The following is a 21,637-nucleotide window of genomic DNA, read 5'->3' on the forward strand; positions in this document are numbered from 1 at the left end:
AGGAACGCAACTGTTGGAAAGCCGACAGTGCTGCGGGGATTCCCTCCACGTCCCGTGGGCCCGACCGACAGCCATGGTCGGGCCGAGCCTCGGATCCGCAGCTTCAGCAGGCAGAACAGCGCATTGGCGGTGCTGCCCGGTGGTCTCCGGCGGTGAGCGGGCAGTGCGGTGGGACGTCCAACCTCAAGGGCAACCCAAGATCGGTGACTAGTGGCTCGCGCAGGATTGAGTGGATGGAGAATAATGCTGTCCGACCAGGTCTGCTGACTATCATTAGATAGTCGATCCTCGACTCGGTTCCATCGTTGGTGACCAACTGGGTGACGAGGGGATGGATGCATGCGTATCGGCTATCCATACCGCCAATCCTTGAGCCTCGTGCGGTCGCGACTCATGGCGGAGATCGGCGCGCGGCCCATGTCGCCCACCCTTGTGGTGGCGCCCGCCGGTTGGGGGAAGACCACTCTGCTGGCCCAGTACGCCAGCGCTTTCGCCGGACCCGTCAACTGGTTGCGCATCGAAGCGTCGGATGTGGGATCCGAGCGGCTGGCCGAGTCGATCCAGGCAACGCTGTCCGGACATGCGGGTACGGACCCCCATGATCCGGTCAGCCCTGCCGGACCGAGCCGGTCGTTGCTCGTCATCGACGATCTGCACCTGATCGACGGCTCCGCGGCCGAGCGAGCGCTGCTGCAGAGAGCACTCGACCTGGCCGGACCACACTGCCAGGTCGTCATCGGCAGCCGACGCATGCCCGACCTCAACCTGTCCCGTCACGAGCTGTCCGAGCTCGGGATCATCGATGCCGAGCAACTGCGTTTCCGGGCGTGGGAGGTGGAGCGCCTGCTACGCGAGATATATCAGGAGCCCCTGCCCGCCGACGATGTGGCGGCACTGTCCCGGCAGGTCGGTGGTTGGGCCGCCGGCCTGAAGCTCTACTACCTGTCCACCCATGGCCACCCGCTGGCCGACCGGCGCCGGGCGGTCGCGGCGCTCGGCGGACGCTCGGCGCTCTCCCGTGCCTACCTGACCCGCACCGTACTGGCCGAACTACCGGAGACCCTTCGTCGGTTCCTCACCCGTACCTGCGTGTTCGACGTGCTCACCGGGGACCGGTGCGATCAGTTGCTGGGCAGCACCGACAGTCAACTGTTGCTCGAACAGTTGGAGCGCAGGCAGGCGTTCACCGTTACCCACAACGGCGGACGTACCTTCCTCTACCACCAGGTGCTGCGGGCCCACCTGGTGGCCGGACTCGTCGAGGAACTCGGCCACACGGCAGCGCGTGCCTGGCACGCCCGGGCAGCCGAGATCGTCGCCGAGGAGGGGGCGGTACTGGAGGCCGCCCGGTGCTATGCCCGGGCCGAGGATTGGCCCGCGGTGCACCGGCTACTCGATGAGGCCGGCGCCAGCGTGGCGGACCACGGGTTGGACCCGTGGAGCGACCTGTTGCCGAGCTGGTTCATCGCCGAGGATCCCTGGCTGGTTCTCGCTGAGGGACGGCACCGGATCAACCACGGGCAGTTGGAGGCCGGTATCGCCGCGCTGCGGCGGGCCGAGGACATGTTCCCCGGGGAACCGGAACAGGCCCGGTGCCGAGGGCTCCGAGCGATGGCCACGGCCTGGCTGCCCGAAGGGCCACCCTGGCGTGGAAACTGGACCGGGTGGGTACGGGCGGCAACCCGGCGGCATCCGGCGGTGGTGGCCGGAGAGGCTGAGTCCCTACCGGCCCCGCTTGCGCCGCTCGTCCAGACCGTCGCACACCTCCTGGCCGGCAACGTCGAGGAGGCCCGACGGACTCTCGGCCAGTTGTCGACCGGCGGCGGGGGATTCGTCGATGTCGCCGGGCAACTACTGCAGAGCGCGTACGCGATCGGTGCGGGGGACCAACGGGCAGCCAACATCCTTGCCGACATCACGGTCGAAGCTGAACGCGCACACCAACCGTGGCTCGGTCGGATCGCTCGCGCACTGGTGGCACTCGACAGCACCGAGACCGGCATCAAGGAGTCCATCGCGGTCGCCGAGGAGTGCGACCGGCTGGGCGACCGCTGGGGTGCGCTCGTCTCGGCCACCCTCGCGGGGCTCATGGCCTCGGTGGCCGGCCCCGTCGAGCCGGATGAGGCGACCCGGTTGTTAAGCCGGGCCAGATCGCTGGACAGCGGGGTGGTCGCGGCCTGGGCACAGTCGCTACTGGCGTTGGCCGCCGCGCGGGCCCGACTACCCGACGCCGAGGTCGAGGTACGCCGTGCGGAAAGCACCGCCCGTTCCGCCGGGGTACCCGGGGCCCGGGTGCTGGCACTGGCCGCCGGGGTGTACGGCGCACCGGAGCAGCCCGGCCAACTCGCCGCCGTGTACGCGGCAGCCAAGCAGGCCGGCCTGCCCGCTGCCGTCGTGGCGGCTTGGACGGCCGGTCACGACGCGGTCGAGGAGCGGGCACCAACCGTTGGTCCCACCGGGTTGGCCGTCAGCGTCTGGTGCTTCGGTGGTTTCCGGCTCTGTGTCGACGGTAGATCGCTGGACTGGTCGGCGATCCGGCCCCGGGCCCGGGCGGTGGCCCGGATCCTCGCGATGAACGCCGGGCGTGCGGTACATCGGGACAAACTCGTCGAAGCCCTGTGGCCGGGCGTCCCACCAGCCGCCGCCACCCGCAGCCTGCACGTAGCACTCTCCAGCCTGCGTCGGTTCTTCGAGATGAACCTGCCGGACGGAAGCTCCGACCGCCTGCTGTGCCGGGACGGGGACGCCTATCTGCTGGCCGTGCCGACTGACGGATACAGCGACGTCGCGGTGTTCCGGGACGCGTTGCGAAAGGTCCGTCGTGCCCGACGTGGCCGGGACGTCGACTACCTGGATGCGTTGCGTATCGCAGTGAACACCTACGGCGGCGACCTGTTGCCCGAGGACGGTCCAGCCGAGTGGGTCGTCAACGAGCGGGAGACGCTGCGTCAGCAGGCCGCTGACGCCGCCGCGGCGCTGGCCCAGGCGGAACTCGACGGCGCGACCGGGGCCGAACAGCCGACCAGTCCGGCGGTGGCCATCGCGCGTCGCTGCGTGGAGATCGACCCATGCCACGACGAAGGGTGGCGGCTGCTCATCGAGGCCCACCGTCGGGCCGGTAACGCGGCGGCTGCCGAACGGGCCCGTCGCGAATACGCCCAGGTGCTGGTCTCGCTCGGGCTCGACTCGCTGGCTGCCGGGGAACTCGACCGGGACCCCGGCATCACATCCGGCCAAAGAATTCCACCTCCCCGATCGCCACGGTCGGCTCCGACTGCGGTCCGTGGATCGAACGTACGACGACCTTGAGCCGTACGACCCCGCTGGCCTCGAACTTGAACGGTTGGGGGCCGGGCTGGTCACGTAGCTTGATGGTGCGTTCGACCACCGTGCCGTCACTGGTCGTCGCTACCAGGTCGAGTTGGCCCGGTCGACCGACGGTGAGGAACTTGCCCTGTTCCAGGCTGATGCCCGGGGTCACGATGATGTCCAGGATCCGCACCGGGCTGGCAAAGGTGGCCTCCACCCATGCGCCCACCGCCGGCCCCGTGGGTGACCAGTAGCGGTTGGTCACCCCGTCCGCGATACGGGTGGCAGGTGTCGACTCACCGGCGGAGGAGGCCGTGACGGTCTGGGGTGTGAGCGGCACCGGGTCCTGGATCCGGTCGCGGACCTCGCTGACCGCGCGGGACACCAGCGGCGGGCCGGCGATGGCGAGGACCACCAGCAGGCAGATCAGCGCGACGATTTTCAGTAGGCGGCGGGCGTTGGCTGCTGCTCGGCCGTCCCGCCGTCTACGTGGATCCCGGTTGCGTCCACGGATCCTGTCGAGCAGCCGACGCCACCACGACCGACGAACCGGTGCCTCGGTCTCGACCAGCAGAGCGCCACAGGCGCGGCAGAATCGTCGAAGTTCGTCGTTGCCGGCCTGACAACGGGGACAGATCCGGTCTCCACCCGTCGTCTCCGGCTGGTCCTGTGTGACCGGTCGTACCGGCCGGCGGTGTTGCACCTGCCCCGGCTGGACCGCGACCGGATCCGTCGGGCGGTCCGGAAGCGGCTCCGACTTCGTCGAGCCCGTGGTCGGCGTGGTGCCTGTCGCCGTGGTGCCTGTCGTCGTGGCAGCGGTACCCGGGGCGGTCGGCGGGGGAACCGCGCCGGATGTTCCGGTTCCCGGGGCGGTCCGGCTGCCCTGTGCGTCCGCCGTGGTCGTGGTGACCTGGGCGTCCACCGTTTCTCTGGGTTGCTCCGCCGGCGTGGTCCGGGGACTGGCGGAGGGGGTGACCACCGCACCCTCCCACTCCAGGAAGGTGCCGCACTCACCGCAGAACCGCTCGTTCTCCCGGTTGCTGGTGCCACACTCCGCGCAGACGATCATGCCGCCTCCACCTCGACAATCGTTCGAACGTGCGCCGGCACCGCCGTGGACACCAGTTCCTGTAGTCGGGCCGGATCAACCCTGGCGGGATCGGCCACCCGCACCCGTACCCGCACCTCGGCTGCGGTTGCCGGCGGCGGGGTGGCATCCGGCGTAGCGGACCAGCTCACCCCGCCGCTGTCGCTGACCTCCACCTCGCCGCCGGTGATGATCTGAAGTTGCCGGGCGATTCCACGGGCCGTACCGCGCCAACGGTGCAACTCCACCGCATTGCGGGCCACCTCACGGCGCAGTGGGGTCGGCCAGGTTTCGTCCATCGGCACGGCGACCCATCCGGTCAGCCAGTCCAGGAAGTCGGGTGGCGCCAGCGACAGATCCAGATAGGCGTCCAGACAGTCGAGCGTCAGCAACACCGGTGCCAGCACCTCGTCCAGCCCGGCGGTGAACCGCTGGGTGAAGTCGTCGTCCAGATACAGCGCGGGCAGCGCCAACCCGATCGGAAACGGGCTGGGTAGCCCGGGTACCACACCGCGCATCGGTTGCTCCTCGGGAAGTGATCTGTTCAGCTCCGACGTCGCCGGTCAACCGCTGGCCCGGTTGGTGATCCGCACCTGATGCGCGTACGAGAAGACCAGCGCGTTGGTACCCAACTCGATCCGTTGTACGGCGTCACCCCGCTCGCCGGTGATCGGATCGGCGGCGAAGAGCCGTACGTCCTCGACCAGGTCCATTCCCTCGACCCGCTGGAGCACGGCGTACACCTCACCGGACTGGATCGGCCGCCCGAACGGCCAGCCCGACCCTTCGGGCCCACCGTCGATCGGGTTGAGGTAGCCGTAGAGCGCCTGCAACGCCCGTTCCCGCAGTGTGGCCGCTGTCGTGCGCGGTTGTGCCCGCAGCTGCGCCACCACGGTGACGCCCTGATAGAAGGGGGGTTCCACGAGCACCGTGGCACCGACACAGCGCCGTGCGTCGAGATACGTGGCGATTCGCTCCAGTGTTTCGTCCGGCGGGCGCAGGGAGGCGAACCGGGCCGAGTCGTCGTCGGAAGCGGTGTGCTCGGTGAGCGCCGGCACGACCAGCACCCGGATCGCGGCGGAGCCCTCACCGGCCGGCACGCAGCGTACCCGCAGCACCTCCGGTGCGGCCTCCCGGGCGAGCTGCTCGTAGTCGTCGGTGGTCACCGCCCGTTCCCGGGTGCGCAGCGTCAACGGTCCACGGGTGGCCGTCTCCGCCAGCGACTCACCGTCGACCCCGCCGGTGGCGGCCGTCCGGTTGGTGACCGTCGATACGAACGGCACCGGGTCGCGCAGCACGGTGAGGCTGTTGGCGGCCACGTTGCCGCGCCGGCCACCCCCGGTGCGGTAGCTGGGGATCCGGATCGGGGCCGCCTTCGGTGGCACCGCCCCGTACTGGCGGATCGTGCCGTCGCTCTGACGTACGGCCGGCCCGAAGGACACCTCCCCGCTGGCCCGGTCGACGGTCACATGTCGGTCGTCCGGTCCGGACTCCGCGAAGGATGCCACCTCCCGCCAGGTGGTCCACGAGTCCCCACCGGCCACCTCCACCTCGATCGGTTGGTCGCCGGTGACGACGGGGTGGTGCTGGGTGGTGAACCGTTGACCGGGTACCCCCTCGGACAGGCCGAGCGTCTCGTCCCTGATCAGCTCGGCATGATCGGCCCGGACCGAACCACCGATGGTGGCCGCGCTGGCGCTGCGCAACCGTGGCGAGGCGTGATAGAAGGTCTGACCCGGTGCCGGCTCGGTCAACCGGCACCGCAACCAGCCCGCCCGACGCCGGCCGAGGACGGATGCCACATGTCCGGTCGGTACGTGCAGCACCACCTCGCCGGCACGGTTCAGCGCGCCGGTGGTGTCCCGGTCGACCACGCAGGGCTGCCAGCCGCCGGCGGTCCACGCCTCCCACACCAGAGGGGGGTCGGACGGATCCACCCCCCGCCCGGCCACCGTCCAGTCCATTCGCAGCAGCACAGCACAGCCAGGCACCGGCTCGGTCAGCCCGAACAGGGTGGTGTCACCGGGAGCGGGCGGATCATCGAAGCAGGCCACCCAGTCGTCACCGTTGAGCTCGTTGGTCCGGTCGGTCGTCTCGCCGGTTGCCCGCGCGCTCATCACCCGGTCCAGCGCGCACGGTGAGATCAGCAGTTCCTCGACGGTCTCGAAGGTGATCGGCTCCTCGGTCTCCATCCGTACGGTCGCGACGTGGGTGCCGGCCGGCACCACCACCGTGGCGTCCCGGGCGGCGGACAACCAGAACGTGACGTCGCAGCTGGCCATGGTGGGGGCGAACGGCTTGACCCCGAGCAGGTCCAGGAACTTGAGGTAGTGCCGATCAGGCACCCGGTTGAGGCGGTACAGCAACTGGTCGACCATGAACGCGAATGTCTCGATCAGCGTGACGCCCGGGTCCGACACGTTGTGGTCGGTCCACTCGGGACACCTCCGCTGGACCAGGCGTTTGGCGTCGTCGACCAGATCCTGGAAACGCCGGTCGTCGAGATTCGGTGCGGGTAGCGGCATCAGTCGGCTCCGGGCGGGTGCGGGGGGATCACGTAGAACGGAAAGACCAGGTTCCGGGGATCGTTGTCACTGCGGATGCGGTAACGGATGTCGATGTAGAGGGTGCCCTCGCCGGCGTCGGTGAAGTCGATCAGCACGTCGTCGAGCACGATCCGGGGCTCCCACCGTTCCAGGGCCACCCGGACCTGGTACGCGATCTGACCGGCGGTGGCCGCGTCAGCCGGGGCGAAGACCAGTTCGTGGATGCCACAACCGAACTCGGGTCGGGCCGGTCGCTCCCCGGGGGAGGTACCGAGGATGAGACGCATGCTCTCCACCACCTCGCGTTCGCCCCGGACCAGCGCGATCGCGCCCGTTGCGTCGGTACGCAGCGGGAACGCCCAACCCGCGCCGACGAAGTCCGAACGCATCGTCACCCTCCGATGAGAACGGTCGGGCAGCCGGCGATGATCGGGGCACCACAGCCGGACAGGTCGCCCATCCGGGCGGCCGGTAGACCACCGATCAGGACCGTGGGACAGCCCGGCGGCACGATCGGGGTCGGCGGGTGCGGGGGAGTGCCCGGGAACGAGCAGGCATGCATGGCGCTGACGGTGGCGGCCGGAGCACCGCCGATGAGCACCGTCGGCACGCCAGGGCCACTGATTGCACCGGGATGGCCGGTCGGGTCGCCGACGCGGGCGGCAGGTGGCATGGCGTACTCCCTCAGTTGATCCGGACGATGCCGCCGCGGACGGTGACCGATCCGCTGGCGGTGACCTCGGCGCTGCCCTGACCGGTGACCTTCACCGTGGCACCCTCGACCGATGCCCCGGCGGTGCCCTTGACGCTGACCTGGCCGGTGCCCTCGATGCCGACGTCGCTCTTCGACTTCACCGTCACCTTCTGTCCGGACAGTTCCAGTGGGCCGGTACCGGCGTCCACGGTCATGCCGTTCTTGGCGGTGACCTTGACCTTGCCTTCGCTGACGATCTCGACTAGCTGCCCCTTCTTGTCCAGTCGGAGGCTGAACTTGTTGTCGCCGGTGGTCAGCAGGACGCCGTCCGGGCCGCTGGCCTTCTCCGCCAACTCCAGCCGGTGCCCGGTACGGGAGACCAGGGCGCGCACGACGACCTCACCGCTGCTGCCGTCGACCGGGTCGGTGCCGAGCTGGGGCAGCTTGTCCTTGCCGTTGTGTAGGCCCCCGATGACGTACGCGGCGTCCAGGTTGCCGTCGCTGAACCCGACGAGCACCTCGTCGCCGACCTCGGGCACGATCACCGTGCCCCGATCGGCCCCTGCGCCGGCCTGGACCACCCGTGCCCAGCCGGTGGTGTACTGCCCGTCCAGCCAGGGCAGGGTCAGCCGTACCCGGCCCAGCTTCTGGGGATCCTTGACGTCACTGATGATCGCCGGCAGTACCCCGTTGGCCAGCCGGTCCGTGCCCCCGGAACTGCTGCCGGTGAGCCCGTACAGCGAGCGGTCGGAGCGGCCGGAGACGGTGAACGAGGTGGTGTAGCCGGCCTGCTCACTGAAGAGGTGCCGGGTGCTACTGAGGGTGTACTTGCCCTGGAACGGCTCGCCGACATTGGCCAACGCGACCGCCGTACCGGCCCGTAGTTTGGCGTTGCCCTTGGCCACGCCTTCGATCTCGGCGAACCCGGTGCCAAGCCGACCGGCTGTCGCGTCCGCCACCGCCCGGACGGCCCCGTCGGTGGTCAGGGTCGGATCGGTGACCAGGTACGGCGGGCTGTTGAACGTCTTGCCCAGCGCCACCGGGTCCACTCCGGCCACCTCGGTACCGGCGGCCTTCGGTTTCGCCGCAGCCGTGAGTGCCTCCTTCCGGTTGGCGTCCCAGCCGCGTACCGTCACCTCCGGAACCTGCGCGGTGGCGGTGATGCCGGCCCGCAGCGCGATCAGGTTGCGGTTGACCTCCAGCACCAGGGGATCCTGACTGGCTTTGGCACTGGTGTCCGGCGCTCCGGAGGGTGGTTCCGGCAGCCGGAAGTGCAGCGCGCCGTCGAGCATCAGCACCTGGGCACCGACCAACTCGGCCAACCGGGTGAGGAACGTCCAGTCGCTGACGTTGTCCTGGCTGAGCTGGCTGTCCGGACTGCCGCCGAAGCCGCTGACCGGGTCGATCTGGCCGGCCTTCAGGCCGGCCCGCTGGACCACCTTGCGCACCACGTCCGGCACGGTCATGTTCGGGTACGCCGCCACCCGACGCCCCCGGAACAACCGGTGAGCCAGGTCCAGGCCACGGACCTCGGTGAACGTACCGGTCTTGTCGAGTTCACACTCCAGCCCGGTGACCTCGCCGGTCAGTAGTGGCTGCGGACCGCCGGGGTCCGAGGTCTGCACCCGCAGCTTCACCTCGGCCCCGATCTTGAACCCGGCCTTGCTCAGTACGGTACGTCCCGGGTCCCGGTAACGCAGCAGGAACCGGTCCGGCAGGTTACGACTGTCGTCGACGTACGCGTAGACCAGCAGGGACGCGATGTCGGCGGGGACCTGGTTGCCCCCCACCTCGACCAGCAGGGCGTTGGCGAACTGCTCATTGGCCACGCTGGCCACCGCCGGACTCGATCTCCTCCAGCGCGGGCACCAGCAGGGACGTGCCCGGCCGGAGCCGCATCGGATCGTCGATGTCGTTCGCGTCGGCGATCTCCCGCCACAGCCCGGCCCGGCCGTACGCGCGGTAGGCCACCGAGTGCAGGCTGTCCCCGGCGACGACGACATGGACGTCACGGGCGGCCAACGCCCCCGAGGTCGGGTTCTGGCCCGACTGCTCGCCGGAGATCTCCTCCAGGGTCACCGAGCAGAGCGCGCGGACCGGCGTGCCACCCGGTGTGAACAGCGTGTACTTGGCACTGACACTGGCCACGAACGCCGGGAAACCAACCATCCCGCCCCAGTGGAAGACGACCCACGGTGGTGAGCCCTTCTTCTGGTCACGGCTGGTATCGGTCGGCACACAGCAGGCGAACAACTCCTCCACCCGCTTCACCACACTGGCGTCCATCGTGTCCGTGGCATCGAAGAACATCTCGACGGTGAGCTTGCAGGGGTCGGCACCGGTGAACTCCGGTACACCGCTCTTCTTGGCGTTGCGCTGGGCGTCCCGCTTCCACTTCGCTGTCTTGGACAGGGACAGTTCCTTGGGGTTGAACTGGAACGGGATGCGGTTCAGCGGCGGGCCGGGGTTGGCCGTACCGCCGTTCTTGGGTGGCTCGTGCAGCTGCAGGTACGCGTGGGTGAGTTGCGGTGGAGCCCCGCCACCCTGGCCCGGTCCCGCACCGCCCGCCGCGCTGAAGGTGACCGGCGAGGCACTCATGTCGACCACTCCCTGCGTTCAGCCATTGCGTCCACCTCATCCACCCGTACCCGGCCCGAAGAATCCGTGGTGCGCGAGTTCCAGGGTTTCGGTGGCGACCTTCGGCGTGTCCGGACTGAGCTGCGGCCCGGTCCACCGGATCGGGATGACGTCCACCAGGCCCCAACGGGCGATGACGGTGCCCTCCAGGGTGCGGGCCTCGATGGTCGCGGTCTTGCGTTTGATTCCGCCGGCCATGCTGGAGAACCAGCGCATCAGCTTGGCGCTGTCGGCGGTGATCGGTCGGGAGAGCTTGATGTTGGAGAACTTCATCCGGGTCGGCAGTTGCCAGACGTGACCGTTGTTGCCGCCCTCCTCGCGCTGCTCGACGACCACCTCGCAGCCCAGACCGTCGCAGGTGTTGAACGCACCGAGGTCCTGATCGTCGATCTTGACCACGAAGGCCACCGCGACGGCGACGTCATCCTTGGCCATCCATAACCTCCTTCTTGCTGCGGATCCGTGACGGTCGGCGAGTGTCAGTCCGGACCGTCCAGCACTCCGTGCCGCTCCCGATCCAGGCGCAGTTCGGTCTTGAGTCGGCGCAGTAGCGGGTCGAACAGTTTCTTGAGCAACTCCTCAGGCTCCATCCCGGCCGCCCCGGCCGCCGAAGTGGCCTGTCCTCCCGGAGCCGGTGGCTGCGTCGGCCCGGACACGGTCGGTGCCGGCTCCGGCTCCGGTTCCGGCACGACCGGCGGATCCGGTGGCCCGGCGGGTGGCGGATCGGGCGCTGTGGTGGGTTCGTCCAGTCGCTGCACCACGGGGGCGAGGGTCGCGCCACCCGGGCCAGCGGACGACTCCCGCAGTACGACCAGCGGCGTGCTGGTCGGGAACGGTCCCGCCAGCGACGGTGTGGTGTTCGGGACCGAACGGTTGACCGGCAACGCGGCCGACGGTGGATCGACCGGGGGCCGGACGGATCCGGTGACCGACGATCGCTGTAGGAGGACACCGCCCGCAGGATCTGACTGACTGCCCCGAGGCGACGGGAAACCGGTACCGTGGCCGGGCAGCGGGTCGACCCTGGAGACCGGCTGTGCAGGCAGGTCGAAGCCGGAGCTGGTGTGGCCGGGACCGGCCTGGGGCGAACCGGCGTGGGATGGCGGGTCGAACCCCTCGGCAGGTGCGATGACACTGTCCGAGGTGTCGGTCCGATCCCACTGCACCCGCTGTACGGTCGGTGGCAGCGGGTCGGGCAGATGTCGACTCGGGCCGTTCCGCTCGTCGTGCGGCAGGAGCTCGATCGGGCGGTCCCCGATCAGCCGGGCCACCACCAGCGGCGGAGGTGTCCAGGTCACCGACCCTGCTGGTGCGCCGCCGGTCACCGCATCGACAGATCGGGCACCGCCAGCGGCAACCGTACCCGTGGACCGGCCGCGCTCGGCTGTCGTCGTCGGGCCCAGCGGGGTAGTCGCTCCACCCGATGCCGTCGTGTTCCCAGCGGCAGTCGCGCCGAGCGGGAGGTCGACGGCACCAGATTCGGCCGACCGCTGCACCGATGGGCCGTCCCGCGTCACCGTCTCGGTGGGAGAGGTCACCGAGAACACCCCGGGCAGGTCGGCATCGCCGAGCGTAGGCGCGCTCCGGAACCCGGATGAGTCCCCCCATGACACGTCGGGCTGGTCGTACGGTGAACCGTCCGGTTGGGCCGACCCCGGGAGCGCCGGACCACCGGTCAGGGGCAGTTCGTCCGAGGTACCGACCTGAACCGGCTCCGATGCTCGCTGGTCCGGGCTGGAGATCGTCGACTCCACCAGCCGGGACAGGCTGATCTCGCTGCCCAGCAGATCGGCGGTGTCACCATCGGCTTCCGGGACCGGTATCGACCCCGACGACGAACCGGCAGGTTCCGGATCGGCGGACGCCAGGGGCGAACTGTTGCCCGGATCCGCCGGCGTGGGTTCCGTCGGGGTGGGTGCGGGTGTCGGTGTGGCCGATTCGGGAAGCGAGGAGGGCACGCCGGATGGCGGGTCGACGGATCGAGGTGGCACGGTCGGGGACGGCTGTGCGGCCGGGGAGGTTTGAACGGTCAGCGGCAGTGCCGGGGGGATGATCGGCTCGCCCAGGCCGAGCCGACGTACCGGCCGTGGAGCGTCGGCGAACGTGGGTGCTGTGCTGCGCTGCGCGGTCGGTCCGCTGCTGCCACCTGTCACACCACGGGTGGCTTCCGGCGCCGCCCGCTGTACCGGCATTGCGATTTCGGCGGGAGCCTCCGGGGATACCGGGTGTCGTGTCTGTCCGGTCGCGTTGGTGGTGGGGACAGCCGAATCCGGGACCGCACGGGACACGGTGAGCGGTGACGGCGGTGTGTCGGAGGCCGGACCGACCGAACCGGGAGCGTCGGCCGAACCGCTCTCGGCCAGATACGGCCCGGTGCTGTCCGGAACGCCGAGCGTGGGAGCGGTGGCTTCCGCCGGAGGCTCCGGTGCCGCATCCGGTGCCGACTCGTGGAAGCTCTGACCCTCGGGCTCTGGTGACTCGGCCGAGCCCGACCAGGCGGGCGTCGGTACGGACGACAGCGAGTCCGGTTGTTGGCTGACCGGCGGGTCAGGTGCGGGCCGGGGCACCGGCTCGGGCATGGCCGGCAGTGTCAGCGTCACCGGTGGGGCAGGGGCGACGGTCAACCGGCTGACGGTCAGTGGCTCGGTGGGTACCGCAGACGCGACGGCGACCGGTGGCGGCAGCCCGGCAGCGTGTCGCTGGACGGCCGGCTGCGGCCTGACCGCACCGCTGCTTGACGGAGGGATGGCCAGTGGCGGTTCGACATGTTCGCCGGCGGTCCCACCGGCGTTGTCGGTCGGCGCCGGCGGCGCCGGTACGGCCACCTCGTGCAGCAGGCCGGCCGGTTCACCCGAACCGACGGCATGTCCCAGTGGCTTCAGGAAGGACGGGTCATGCCATGCTGCCAGCGAATCGGAAAACCCTCCGGGCTGGTTCAGCAGCGGGGCGTCAGCCAGCGTTCGCTGGATGGGCGGCAGCGAGCGCCAGGCCGGTGGGGGCGGTGGAACAGTCGACGCCGGCCGGGCGACCGGTGGAGACGGGGTCGCCGGAGCCGCTGCCGGTGCGCTGTCCGCAGTGGACCGCTGCACCGACGATCGACGGCGACGCCACGGCCACATGCTTTCACCGCCCTTGGCTGATCCGGTTGTTGATGCTGGCGATCTCGGCGACGTATCGCAGCCGTTCGCTGTGTTCGAGGTCGAGGATGTCGTCCAGTGCCCAGTGGAAGTGGTAGGCGACGTACGCGACCTCGGTGTAGATCCGCTCGGCCGCGTACGTCACGATTCCCCCAGGCGCCCACCCGCGAGGTCGACCGCGAACCGGTGTTGACATTCGGGGCAGACGACGCTGGCCCGGGTGTGGCCCTCGCTGTTGATCTGCCGGTACATGTCCTGCAGGAAGGCCAGGTCGGAGGCGAACAGATCCTCGACCACACCCGGGTGCACGTCGACGATGGAGCCGATCCGGGTGATCACCCGGCTGAGCAGTACGACCGTCAGATAGGGCGGGTTCTCCCGTACCCGGTCATCGCGCAACGGCACCAGCTCGTCCCGGGCGGTGGCCAGCCGCATCACCCCGTCGCGGTGCACCGTGCCGGTACCGTCGACGTAGCCACGGGGAAGTTCGAACGGAAACTCGGTCCGCAGCGTCTGCCGCTGCGGCACGACAGCGGCATCCGGTACGGCAACACCGGTTGCGTGATCGACCGGTGGAGCCAGGGCGGACGTACGGCGCATCGGACTACTCGACTTCCATCGACTCGTACGTGATGACCAGCTTCTCCGTCAGCACGCTGGTGTCCCCGGCCTTGAGGGAACTGATTTCCAGGCTCTTCGCCCAGGCGTTGGTCAGCTTGTAGCGCTTGATCGGGAAGCCCTCGTAGTCGAAGACGATGATCGCGCCACCCTTGCGCGCCTCGCCCATCTTGCCGAATCGGCAATCCTTGATCCACCGTTCGAAGCTGTTGTCGGCGGTCAGACCCCGGGTCAGCGTCACCTCACCGGCCTTCGGCGCTCCGGGTGCCTTGCGGACGAAGAACTTGCCATCGGCGGTGTTCGACTTGTACTCGATGACGTCCTGTTCCATCTTCAGGCCGCTGACCTCGGTGATCTGCCTGATCATCACGCTGTCCACCTCCAGCCCGAACGAGTGGCCGACGGCGGAGTCGAAATCGGGGAGCGGCACGGTTACCTCCTCAACTCACTGATCAGCTATGGCCGACTGATCAGGTACTACTCGCTGACCAGGCTGGTGCCGCCGGACATCTGCGCCAGCTGGAAGATGACGAATTCGGCCGGCTTGACCGGGGCGACCCCGATCTGGCAGACCACTTGGCCGGCGTCGATGCTCTCGGCCGGATTGGTTTCCCGGTCGCACTTGACGAAGAACGCCTCGTCAGGGGTCAGCCCGAACAGGGCACCGCGACGCCACTCCATCACCAGGAAAGCGCTGATCGTACGGCGGATCCGCGCCCACAGCGCGTCGTCGTTCGGCTCGAAGACCACCCACTGGGTGCCGGCCAGAATCGACTCCTCAAGGTAGTTGAACAGCCGCCGCACGTTGAGGTAGCGCCAGGCCGGGTCGGAGGAGAGGGTGCGGGCGCCCCAGACCAGGATCCCCCGACCCGGGAAGGACCGGAGGCAGTTGACCCCGAGCGGGTTCAGCAGCTCCTGCTCACCTCTGGTGAGCTGGGTCTCGAGGGCCACCGCGCCACGGATCGTCTCGTTGGCCGGAGCCTTGTGCACCCCACGCGCGTTGTCGTTGCGTGCCCAGATGCCAGCGAGGTGCCCAGACGGCGGCACGAACCGGTTGGTGCCGGAGGCCGGGTCGAAGATCTTGACCCAGGGGTAGTAGAGGGCGGCGTACTTGGAGTCGTACCCAGCCTGGTCGGTGCGCCATTCCTTGACCTGCTGCGGCGACAGACCCGGCGGCGGATCGAGGATCGCCATCCGGTCGCCCATCAGCTCACAGTGCGCGATCATCGCGGTCTGTACGGCCTTGACCGACTCCAGGTCGATCGCACCGCGCTGGTACGCCCCCATCAGGTCGGGCACCGCGACCATCGTGACCTCGTCGATGGCCTCCAGTCCGCCGAAGCCGGTCCGCTCGGCGGCGTCGCCGACGTACTCCTCCGGGGCGACCTCGGTGGGCGCGGCCGAAGCCGGTGCGGGTGCGGTGAGTGCCACTTCGCCACCACCGGGCCGGGTGAGCTGCGCCGCCGGTACCGTCTCCTCGAGAGTGATCAGCTTGGACTTCTCCCGGACTGCGGTGACGACGTTCTCCTTGCCGCGCTTGGTGGTCACCCCCTCGAAGGTCTCCGCCACCTTGCCGTCGCGCTTGACCAGCAGGGTGAACCGGTCCTCGGGAGCGCCCTCAGGTGCGTCGGTGACCTCGACGGTCAGGTTGTCCGGGGTGCCACCGCTGGGCAGTTCCCGAGCGGTCACCCGGTAGGAGCCGAGGGCTGCGCTGGGGCCGGGGCCGATGGCACCCGGTGCGTCGCCCCCGGCGCCGTTGGCGCGATCGCCACCGACCCGTACGACGTAGCAGGCACCGCCACCGTTGAGGAAGAATCCGTAGACCGCGTGGCCGAGATAGCAGTCCGGCACGAACTCGCCGAAGACCTGCGAGTACTGGCTCCAGTTGGTCACCAGCGTCGGGGTGTTGAACGGGCCTTGCGCGGCGAAGCCGACGAAGGCAGCCACCGCGGTACCCACGCCTTCGATGGGCCGGGAGCCGGACTCCACCTCTTCGACGTACACGCCCGGCGCCAGATAGTTGGGCATCACGCCTCCTCGTGAAGGGAATGAGAAGAGCGTCGCTCGCCCGAGCGTCAGCGGACACGGCCGACGGGCCGCATGATCGGGAAGCCTTCGGTGTCCTTTGAGGCAACGGTCCTTTGAGGCAACGCCGGGCCGGGCCCGTCCGTCGCCGGGCTCTCCCCGGCCTCGCTCAGCAGGCCGGGGAGAGAGCGTCAGCGTCCGAGATCGCCGAAGACCCGCTCCCGGGTGTCCAGGAACACCTCCACCGTCCGGCCGCCGTACTGCCATGGCCATTCGGTCACCAGATCGCCGATGGCGTCGAACTGCTCGGCGGCTGCGGCCAACTCGCCGCTGTAGGCAAAGGTCATCGCGAAGGCGTTGTGCAGCGTCGGCCAGCGCGGACGGCGGACATACTCGGGGTGCAGGATCGAACGGTTCGCGGCGGCGACGAGCTCGGCTCTGATTTCCGCAGAACGGATGTACTCGTCGTCCTCGTCCCGGGGCAGGTCCAGCCAGTGCTCCACATGTGCGGCGGCGGTCAGTTGCCCGAGTGGCGAGCCGGCCGGCATGGCCTCCAGGGTCTCGGCGGCGAAGCGGTGCATCTCCTCGTGCGAGCCGCCCCACTTGCGGCAGAGTTGCTGCAACATCTGCTCATGCGCCTCGACGTGCCACGGGTGACGCTTGCGGGCCTCCTCGAAGCGCCGGCGGGTCTCCTCGACACCGAGCTGACGTCCGCGCCCGAGGATGACCAGGAACGACCACGGGGTGGCGCTGTCCGCATCACGCTCGGTCACCTCGTCCAGGCAGTCCTCGGCCAGCTTGAGCCGCTTGAAGAAAATCTTGAATGCCTCGCGGCTGACGGTGTTCGCACGCCCACCGCCGCGGGCCTCCCAGGCCCAGTCGATCGCATGCGCCCCCTTGACCAGCAGCGGGAGGGCCGAGCGCGGCTCGGCCGCGACCCAGTCGTCGATCCAGTTCTCCACCCCGCCGGCCCAGGCCACCCGGTGCACATAGAAGGTGTGGTCGTCCGGATCCTCCACAGCGGAGAGAAGCTCGGCGATGGTGCGCCAGTCGCCGGCTCCGGACGCGGCGATGAGCCGCTTCGCGGTCTCGTCGCCCATCGCCGGATCGATGGTCAGGCTCGGTACGTTCGCGGCACCCGGGGGCTTCCTGCGTCGGAACGGCCACATTCTCGGCACTCCCTGATCACGTATTGGTTGCGGGAACTATCCGCGGTTGTGTAATCCGATCGTGGACAGTACCGTCCCTGAACCGTGCCGGATCTTGGCACCGGTGTTCATTGTGGAGGATTCGATGGCGGTCGTGCGGGCCTTCATCTCGGTCGTCATGCTGGCCGGGTTCTACATTCTTGCGTTGCTCCAGTTCGTGGTCGGGCTCGGCCTGGTGGTCTGGGCCGGTACGTTCCTGCCCGGTGCCCTGGTGGCGAAGGTCGGCATCGCGGTCTTCCTGGCGACTGTCTGGGCGGTCGGCTACGGCACCTGGAAGGCGATCCGTACCAGGTCCCCGGAACCGCACGGGCTACCACTGGACCGGGCCACGGCACCGCAGCTGTGGGCCACGGTCGACGAGTTGGCGGTGGCGGTCGGTACCCGGGCACCGGACGAGATCTACCTGGTACCGGAAGTCAATGCCGCGGTGGAGGAGCGGTCCCGGCTGATGGGCCTGCTGCCCGGCCGGCGATACATGTACATCGGCATTCCGCTGGTGCAGTCGTTCACCGTCGCGCAGCTGCGGTCGGTGCTCGCGCACGAGCTGGGGCACTATTCCGGTAGGCACACCCGCTTCGCCGGTGTCGCCTATCGCGGCCGGCTGGCGCTGGCCCGTACCATCAGCCACATCGGCGACCGCAACCTCGCCGGCTGGATCTTCCGAGGCTACGGCCGGTTGTACGTGATCGTGCACAACAGTGTCAGCCAGCGCCAGGAGCTGGAGGCGGACCGGGCGTCGGTGCAGCTCGCCGGTCGCGACGCCGCCGCGAGCGCGCTGCGCGAGGTCAAGGTCATCGCCGCCGCCTTCAACTTCTACATGAGCCGGTACGTCGCCGGTGGCCTGGAGGCCGGGTACGTGCCGAACGACCTCTTCGGTGGTTTCGGCGAGCTACTCAGGGCCCGAGCGGAGGAGCTCGCCGAGCTGCGCACGACCGAGCCGGACGAGGAAAAGTCGGTCTGGGACACCCACCCGCCGCTCGGTGTGCGCCTGGCCGCCATCGCGGCGGCCCCGGAGTCGACGGTCGAGGTCGACCAGCGCGACGCTGGGGTGCTGATTCCGGACCTGCCACGGGCCGGTCTCGCGCTACAGGGGCGGGTGCTGGACATGGCCGGGCGGACCGTCCTGCCGTGGGAGGAGTTCACCAACGCTGCCATCACCGCCGGTCTACAGGAGAGGATGGACGGCCTGCTGCGGCACATCTCCCGGGCGTCGGGCCAGCCGGTCCCGCACGTCGGGGTGGTGCTGGACCTCCTGGAAGCCGGTCGGCTCGACGACATCGCCCCGACGCTCTACCCGGACGCCACGAAGCGTGAGGCCCGCAAGAAGTTCGCCGAACCGCTGTCGGCGCTGCTCACCCTGGCAGCACTACGCTGTGGCGCGGCCCGCTGGCAGCACTCCTGGTCGGTCCCGGCCCGGCTGGTCGACCGTGACGGTACGGAGTTCGACGTCACCGAACTGGCCGAACTCGCCCTCGACCCACAGACCGTCCAGAAGGCGCGGGCCGAACTGGCCGAGCGCGGCATCGAGGTCGCCGCCGCCACACACGTGCAGCAGCGGGTCACCACCGACAAGGCCACCGTCTACGCCGGCATCGCCAACGCGAAGGTCGACAACCAGGCGATGGACGTTGCCGTGCTCAGCCATGGACTGCTGCTCCTGCCCGACCTCGGCCGCCTCAAGAAGAACCAGGGCGTGGCGCGGATGAAGAATCTCGTCGAGTCGGGCGATCCGGCGATGGTGGCGGGCACCGAGGGCGCGCGCTTCATCCCGTACGAGGAGATCACCGGGATGGAGCACAAGTCAGGGTTCACGGTGCGGTACCGGATCGCGCTGCACAGCGGCGAAACGCTGGAGTTGACCTGGGGCGTGCAGAGCGAGGAGGTCAACGACGGCGGAAAGGTGCTGGAGAAGGCGCTGCGTTCGGTCACCGAGGACTGAGCGTTGCCCCCCGAGCGTCAGCGGACACGACCCACGGGACGCTTGATCGGGACGCGTTCGGTGCCTGAACTTACCCAGCCGGCAGTCGGCGAGAGAAGCAGGATCTATTCGGCCAGCTCCGGGTCCGAGTTCAGAGTGTCCAGCATGGCCTGTGCATCGGCACGAAGTGCCGGCACCGGGTCGGACTCGGCCATGTCAGCCAGTAGCTTGTGTACTGCAGGCCAGGTGGGCAGATACGCGCTGCTGAGAACCACCGATTCGCGGACCTCGGCGGCTTCGTCCTGCGCGGCAGCACGAAGCGTCGCGAGGCTGGCCGGCTCCTGGACGGCAGGTGCGGAAAGGGCGAGGATGCGTACCAGCTGTGCTCGGAGCTGCGAATCTGACGGATTGCGTGCGGCTTCGATTGCCTCGGCGGTGGACCAGATGTGGAGCTGGCCGTCTAGTTCCTTGAGTACCGTGTCACGATCGGCCGGTTCGAGTAGTAAATAGGAGAGTCCGATGAACGGATCCTCCACGAAGTGGACCTCGCGTCGCTGGCCCCGGGTGCCCCATGCCTCTTCGAACGGCTCGTCCGGCTCGTCGCTGCCGAAACCGCGGATCGTCCAGCCCACGATGCTGGCGACTCGACGGAACTCGTGACGTGTCACGTCAGGGTCGAGTACCAACTTGCTCAGGTCCTGTGGCACGTCGTGATCCTCGCTGTCCTGTTGCGACTAATTCAAGATCCCATGGAACCGTAGGATCCAGTCCTTCATCATACGCTTGGCGTTGGCCGGACTGTCGACGATCATGCCCCGCTTGTTGTTCAAGAAAACGCTAGCCCAGCGCCAGACAATCTGCTTTTCGCGTTCGAGTATCTCGCGGTTGTCGTCATCGGTGCCGAGTTGGTTCATTGCCGCAGCAGCGCCACGCATCGATGCGGGGTACTCTCCGCCGGTGTGGACGTTGTCGGACTTCGATGCAGGTGCGTGGAACATCTTGAATGCATCGTCGACCGACATGTGGCCCTGTTGGATGAGGGCAATGGTCATTGGTGCAAGTGCTGCATTCTGTTCGCCGCGATGTGTCTCCCTGGCGAACATCAGGAGCGACAGCTGTGCCAGTATCTGCTGATCCTGTGTATTGACTCCGGCAGGCATCCGTCCGGTCTGTGCGATCTGTTGCAGTGCCAGGCCGATCTGCACGTCGCTCAGGTTGCTCGGTAGTCGATTTGGCAGGGTGTGGTAGTGGCCGACCCCGGGGCCATTCGGGTTCTGTACCTTCACCGAGCCTCTTGCTTGGCGGTCGGAGACTCGAACCTGACCAGGGCTAGGTGTGCGGCCCGTCCGCCTCCTGAAAGCCTTGATGAAGTTGGTTACTCCACCATGCCACTCCTGCACTTCGATGCTTACGTTGGAAACGGTGTACAACTGCTTGTTTCTCGGGATGGCGCCACCACGATTGTGGAAGAACTTGGCCAGGCCCAGGAAGCCGCCCCTTCCTGGAACCGCTAGTTGAGCGTCTGGGTCACGCGATCTGAGCTTCGCCATCTGTCGGGCGTGTGACTTTGCCACGGGATCATTGAGAACCTCACGAGACACATCGACGGCGATCTCGCGTAGCTGTTCCATGCCGAGTTTGACGACGTTGCCAGCCTCGCCCTCCGGGTTGACCTTCGCCCACACTGCGACATTGCCGTTCTCACCACGGATCTGTAGCGAGGAGAGGCGATGTTGGATGCGCCAGCTTGTCAGTTTCGCGCGGAAGGCGAGGCCCGATGGTCCGGCTGCAGCCGCATCCTGGATCTTCGGGCGAAGTGCCAGGATCGCCTTCTGAAGTCGATCGTCCTTCTCCTGCTGACGCCGCTGACTCTTGGCCCGATTGTCGCGTGGCTCGCCTCTGCCCGTCTTCCTGCCATCCGTGGCCGGCCTCCGCCCGAATCTGTCTCTGACCTTCCCGGCACGAACCTTGAGTTTGGTCCAGAGTTTCTTTCCGATTGCGACGATCTTGTCGACGATCCAGTCGACTGCTTTGCGTACTGGTTTGGTGAGGGTTTGGAAGAAGGACTTGACTTTGTTGGCGATGCCGCCGATGCCGAGGATGGCGGCGAGTGCGCCGATGAGGACGGGGATGGATTTGGCGAGGGCGTTCTCGATGAGGGTGGGGACGCCGCCGGTGCCGCCTTTGGCGATGGCGATGACAGCGTCGAGTACGGCGTTGACGAATTCGATGATCTGGGCGCCGCGTTCGATGATGAACGTGACGATGTCGATGATCATTTTGCAGGCTTTGATGAAGGCGCTGGCGGGGTTGAGCAGGCTGATGATCCAGGTGATGCCGGCGATCAGGACGGTGGGGATCAGGTATTCGCTGATCTTGCCGAGGAGGTTGCCTTTCAGGTCGCCGACCTGCTGGCTGATCTCGTCGGTGACCCCGGCGACGCCTTGGGATTGGAGTT

General features: G+C 68.4%; 18 protein-coding genes. 2 read left to right on the forward strand and 16 right to left on the reverse strand.

Features of this window, described 5'->3' with window-relative positions; all coding sequences use genetic code 11:
* The first annotated feature begins 378 nt into the window (after positions 1 to 378).
* Positions 379 to 3,309, forward strand: coding sequence for a BTAD domain-containing putative transcriptional regulator (locus ACFQ4H_RS23585; RefSeq protein WP_377574089.1), 2,931 nt, complete (start codon positions 379 to 381; stop codon positions 3,307 to 3,309).
* Here the strand turns inward: ACFQ4H_RS23585 and ACFQ4H_RS23590 are convergent.
* From ACFQ4H_RS23590 to ACFQ4H_RS23655, 14 genes are all read right to left on the reverse strand, one after another.
* Entirely contained in the window at positions 3,224 to 4,378 is a 1,155-nt protein-coding gene (locus ACFQ4H_RS23590) for an NADase-type glycan-binding domain-containing protein (RefSeq protein WP_377574092.1), read from the reverse strand. The two genes, ACFQ4H_RS23585 and ACFQ4H_RS23590, sit on opposite strands and share 86 nt — an antisense overlap.
* Positions 4,375 to 4,914 carry a phage tail protein gene (locus tag ACFQ4H_RS23595; RefSeq protein WP_377574095.1) on the reverse strand — a complete coding sequence of 180 codons (540 nt, stop codon included), beginning with the start codon at positions 4,912 to 4,914 and terminating at the stop codon, positions 4,375 to 4,377. Before ACFQ4H_RS23595 ends, ACFQ4H_RS23590 begins: the two co-directional genes overlap by 4 nt.
* Before the next feature lie 45 nt (positions 4,915 to 4,959).
* On the reverse strand, positions 4,960 to 6,921 hold the full coding sequence (locus ACFQ4H_RS23600) for a putative baseplate assembly protein (protein WP_377574097.1): 1,962 nt from the start codon (positions 6,919 to 6,921) through the stop codon (positions 4,960 to 4,962).
* Positions 6,921 to 7,331: a GPW/gp25 family protein gene (locus ACFQ4H_RS23605; RefSeq protein ID WP_377574137.1), complete on the reverse strand. Its 411-nt coding sequence runs from the start codon at positions 7,329 to 7,331 to the stop codon at positions 6,921 to 6,923. Before ACFQ4H_RS23605 ends, ACFQ4H_RS23600 begins: the two co-directional genes overlap by 1 nt.
* A gap of 2 nt (positions 7,332 to 7,333) precedes the next feature.
* Positions 7,334 to 7,615 carry a PAAR domain-containing protein gene (locus ACFQ4H_RS23610; RefSeq protein WP_377574100.1) on the reverse strand — a complete coding sequence of 94 codons (282 nt, stop codon included), beginning with the start codon at positions 7,613 to 7,615 and terminating at the stop codon, positions 7,334 to 7,336.
* Positions 7,616 to 7,626: 11 nt separating this feature from the next.
* Entirely contained in the window at positions 7,627 to 9,465 is a 1,839-nt protein-coding gene (locus ACFQ4H_RS23615; protein ID WP_377574103.1) for a VgrG-related protein, read from the reverse strand.
* The gene (locus tag ACFQ4H_RS23620; RefSeq protein ID WP_377574106.1) at positions 9,455 to 10,234 is read right to left on the reverse strand and encodes a CIS tube protein; all 780 of its coding nucleotides are present in this window, start codon (positions 10,232 to 10,234) and stop codon (positions 9,455 to 9,457) included. Before ACFQ4H_RS23620 ends, ACFQ4H_RS23615 begins: the two co-directional genes overlap by 11 nt.
* Before the next feature lie 36 nt (positions 10,235 to 10,270).
* A complete protein-coding gene (locus ACFQ4H_RS23625) occupies positions 10,271 to 10,708 on the reverse strand; it encodes a phage tail protein (protein WP_377574109.1) in 438 nt (145 codons plus the stop codon).
* A gap of 44 nt (positions 10,709 to 10,752) precedes the next feature.
* A complete protein-coding gene (locus ACFQ4H_RS23630) occupies positions 10,753 to 13,392 on the reverse strand; it encodes a hypothetical protein (protein ID WP_377574112.1) in 2,640 nt (879 codons plus the stop codon).
* 4 nt (positions 13,393 to 13,396) lie between these two features.
* Positions 13,397 to 13,555, reverse strand: a complete 159-nt coding sequence (locus ACFQ4H_RS23635; protein WP_377574115.1) for a DUF6760 family protein — start codon at positions 13,553 to 13,555, stop codon at positions 13,397 to 13,399.
* Positions 13,552 to 14,010 (reverse strand): hypothetical protein, encoded by a 459-nt coding sequence (locus ACFQ4H_RS23640; RefSeq protein ID WP_377574118.1) that lies wholly within the window; start codon positions 14,008 to 14,010, stop codon positions 13,552 to 13,554. Before ACFQ4H_RS23640 ends, ACFQ4H_RS23635 begins: the two co-directional genes overlap by 4 nt.
* A gap of 4 nt (positions 14,011 to 14,014) precedes the next feature.
* A complete protein-coding gene (locus ACFQ4H_RS23645; RefSeq protein WP_377574121.1) occupies positions 14,015 to 14,458 on the reverse strand; it encodes a phage tail protein in 444 nt (147 codons plus the stop codon).
* A gap of 47 nt (positions 14,459 to 14,505) precedes the next feature.
* Positions 14,506 to 16,056: a phage tail sheath family protein gene (locus ACFQ4H_RS23650; RefSeq protein ID WP_377574124.1), complete on the reverse strand. Its 1,551-nt coding sequence runs from the start codon at positions 16,054 to 16,056 to the stop codon at positions 14,506 to 14,508.
* Between the two features lie 188 nt (positions 16,057 to 16,244).
* Positions 16,245 to 17,222 carry a DUF4034 domain-containing protein gene (locus tag ACFQ4H_RS23655; protein ID WP_377574127.1) on the reverse strand — a complete coding sequence of 326 codons (978 nt, stop codon included), beginning with the start codon at positions 17,220 to 17,222 and terminating at the stop codon, positions 16,245 to 16,247.
* Between the two features lie 124 nt (positions 17,223 to 17,346).
* Between ACFQ4H_RS23655 and ACFQ4H_RS23660 the strand changes: the two genes are divergently transcribed.
* Positions 17,347 to 19,200, forward strand: a complete 1,854-nt coding sequence (locus ACFQ4H_RS23660; RefSeq protein WP_377574129.1) for a M48 family metallopeptidase — start codon at positions 17,347 to 17,349, stop codon at positions 19,198 to 19,200.
* Between the two features lie 104 nt (positions 19,201 to 19,304).
* On the opposite strand, the gene ACFQ4H_RS23665 is transcribed toward ACFQ4H_RS23660, so the two are convergent.
* Together ACFQ4H_RS23665 and ACFQ4H_RS23670 are read right to left on the reverse strand one after the other, a co-directional pair.
* Positions 19,305 to 19,886 carry a HEAT repeat domain-containing protein gene (locus tag ACFQ4H_RS23665; RefSeq protein WP_377574132.1) on the reverse strand — a complete coding sequence of 194 codons (582 nt, stop codon included), beginning with the start codon at positions 19,884 to 19,886 and terminating at the stop codon, positions 19,305 to 19,307.
* A gap of 27 nt (positions 19,887 to 19,913) precedes the next feature.
* On the reverse strand, positions 19,914 to 21,637 hold a 1,724-nt coding region (locus ACFQ4H_RS23670), incomplete at its 5' end, for a phage tail family protein (protein ID WP_377574135.1).

Source organism: Micromonospora sonneratiae (genome assembly GCF_042679305.1).
In the GTDB taxonomy this organism is placed as follows: domain Bacteria; phylum Actinomycetota; class Actinomycetes; order Mycobacteriales; family Micromonosporaceae; genus Micromonospora_H; species Micromonospora_H sonneratiae.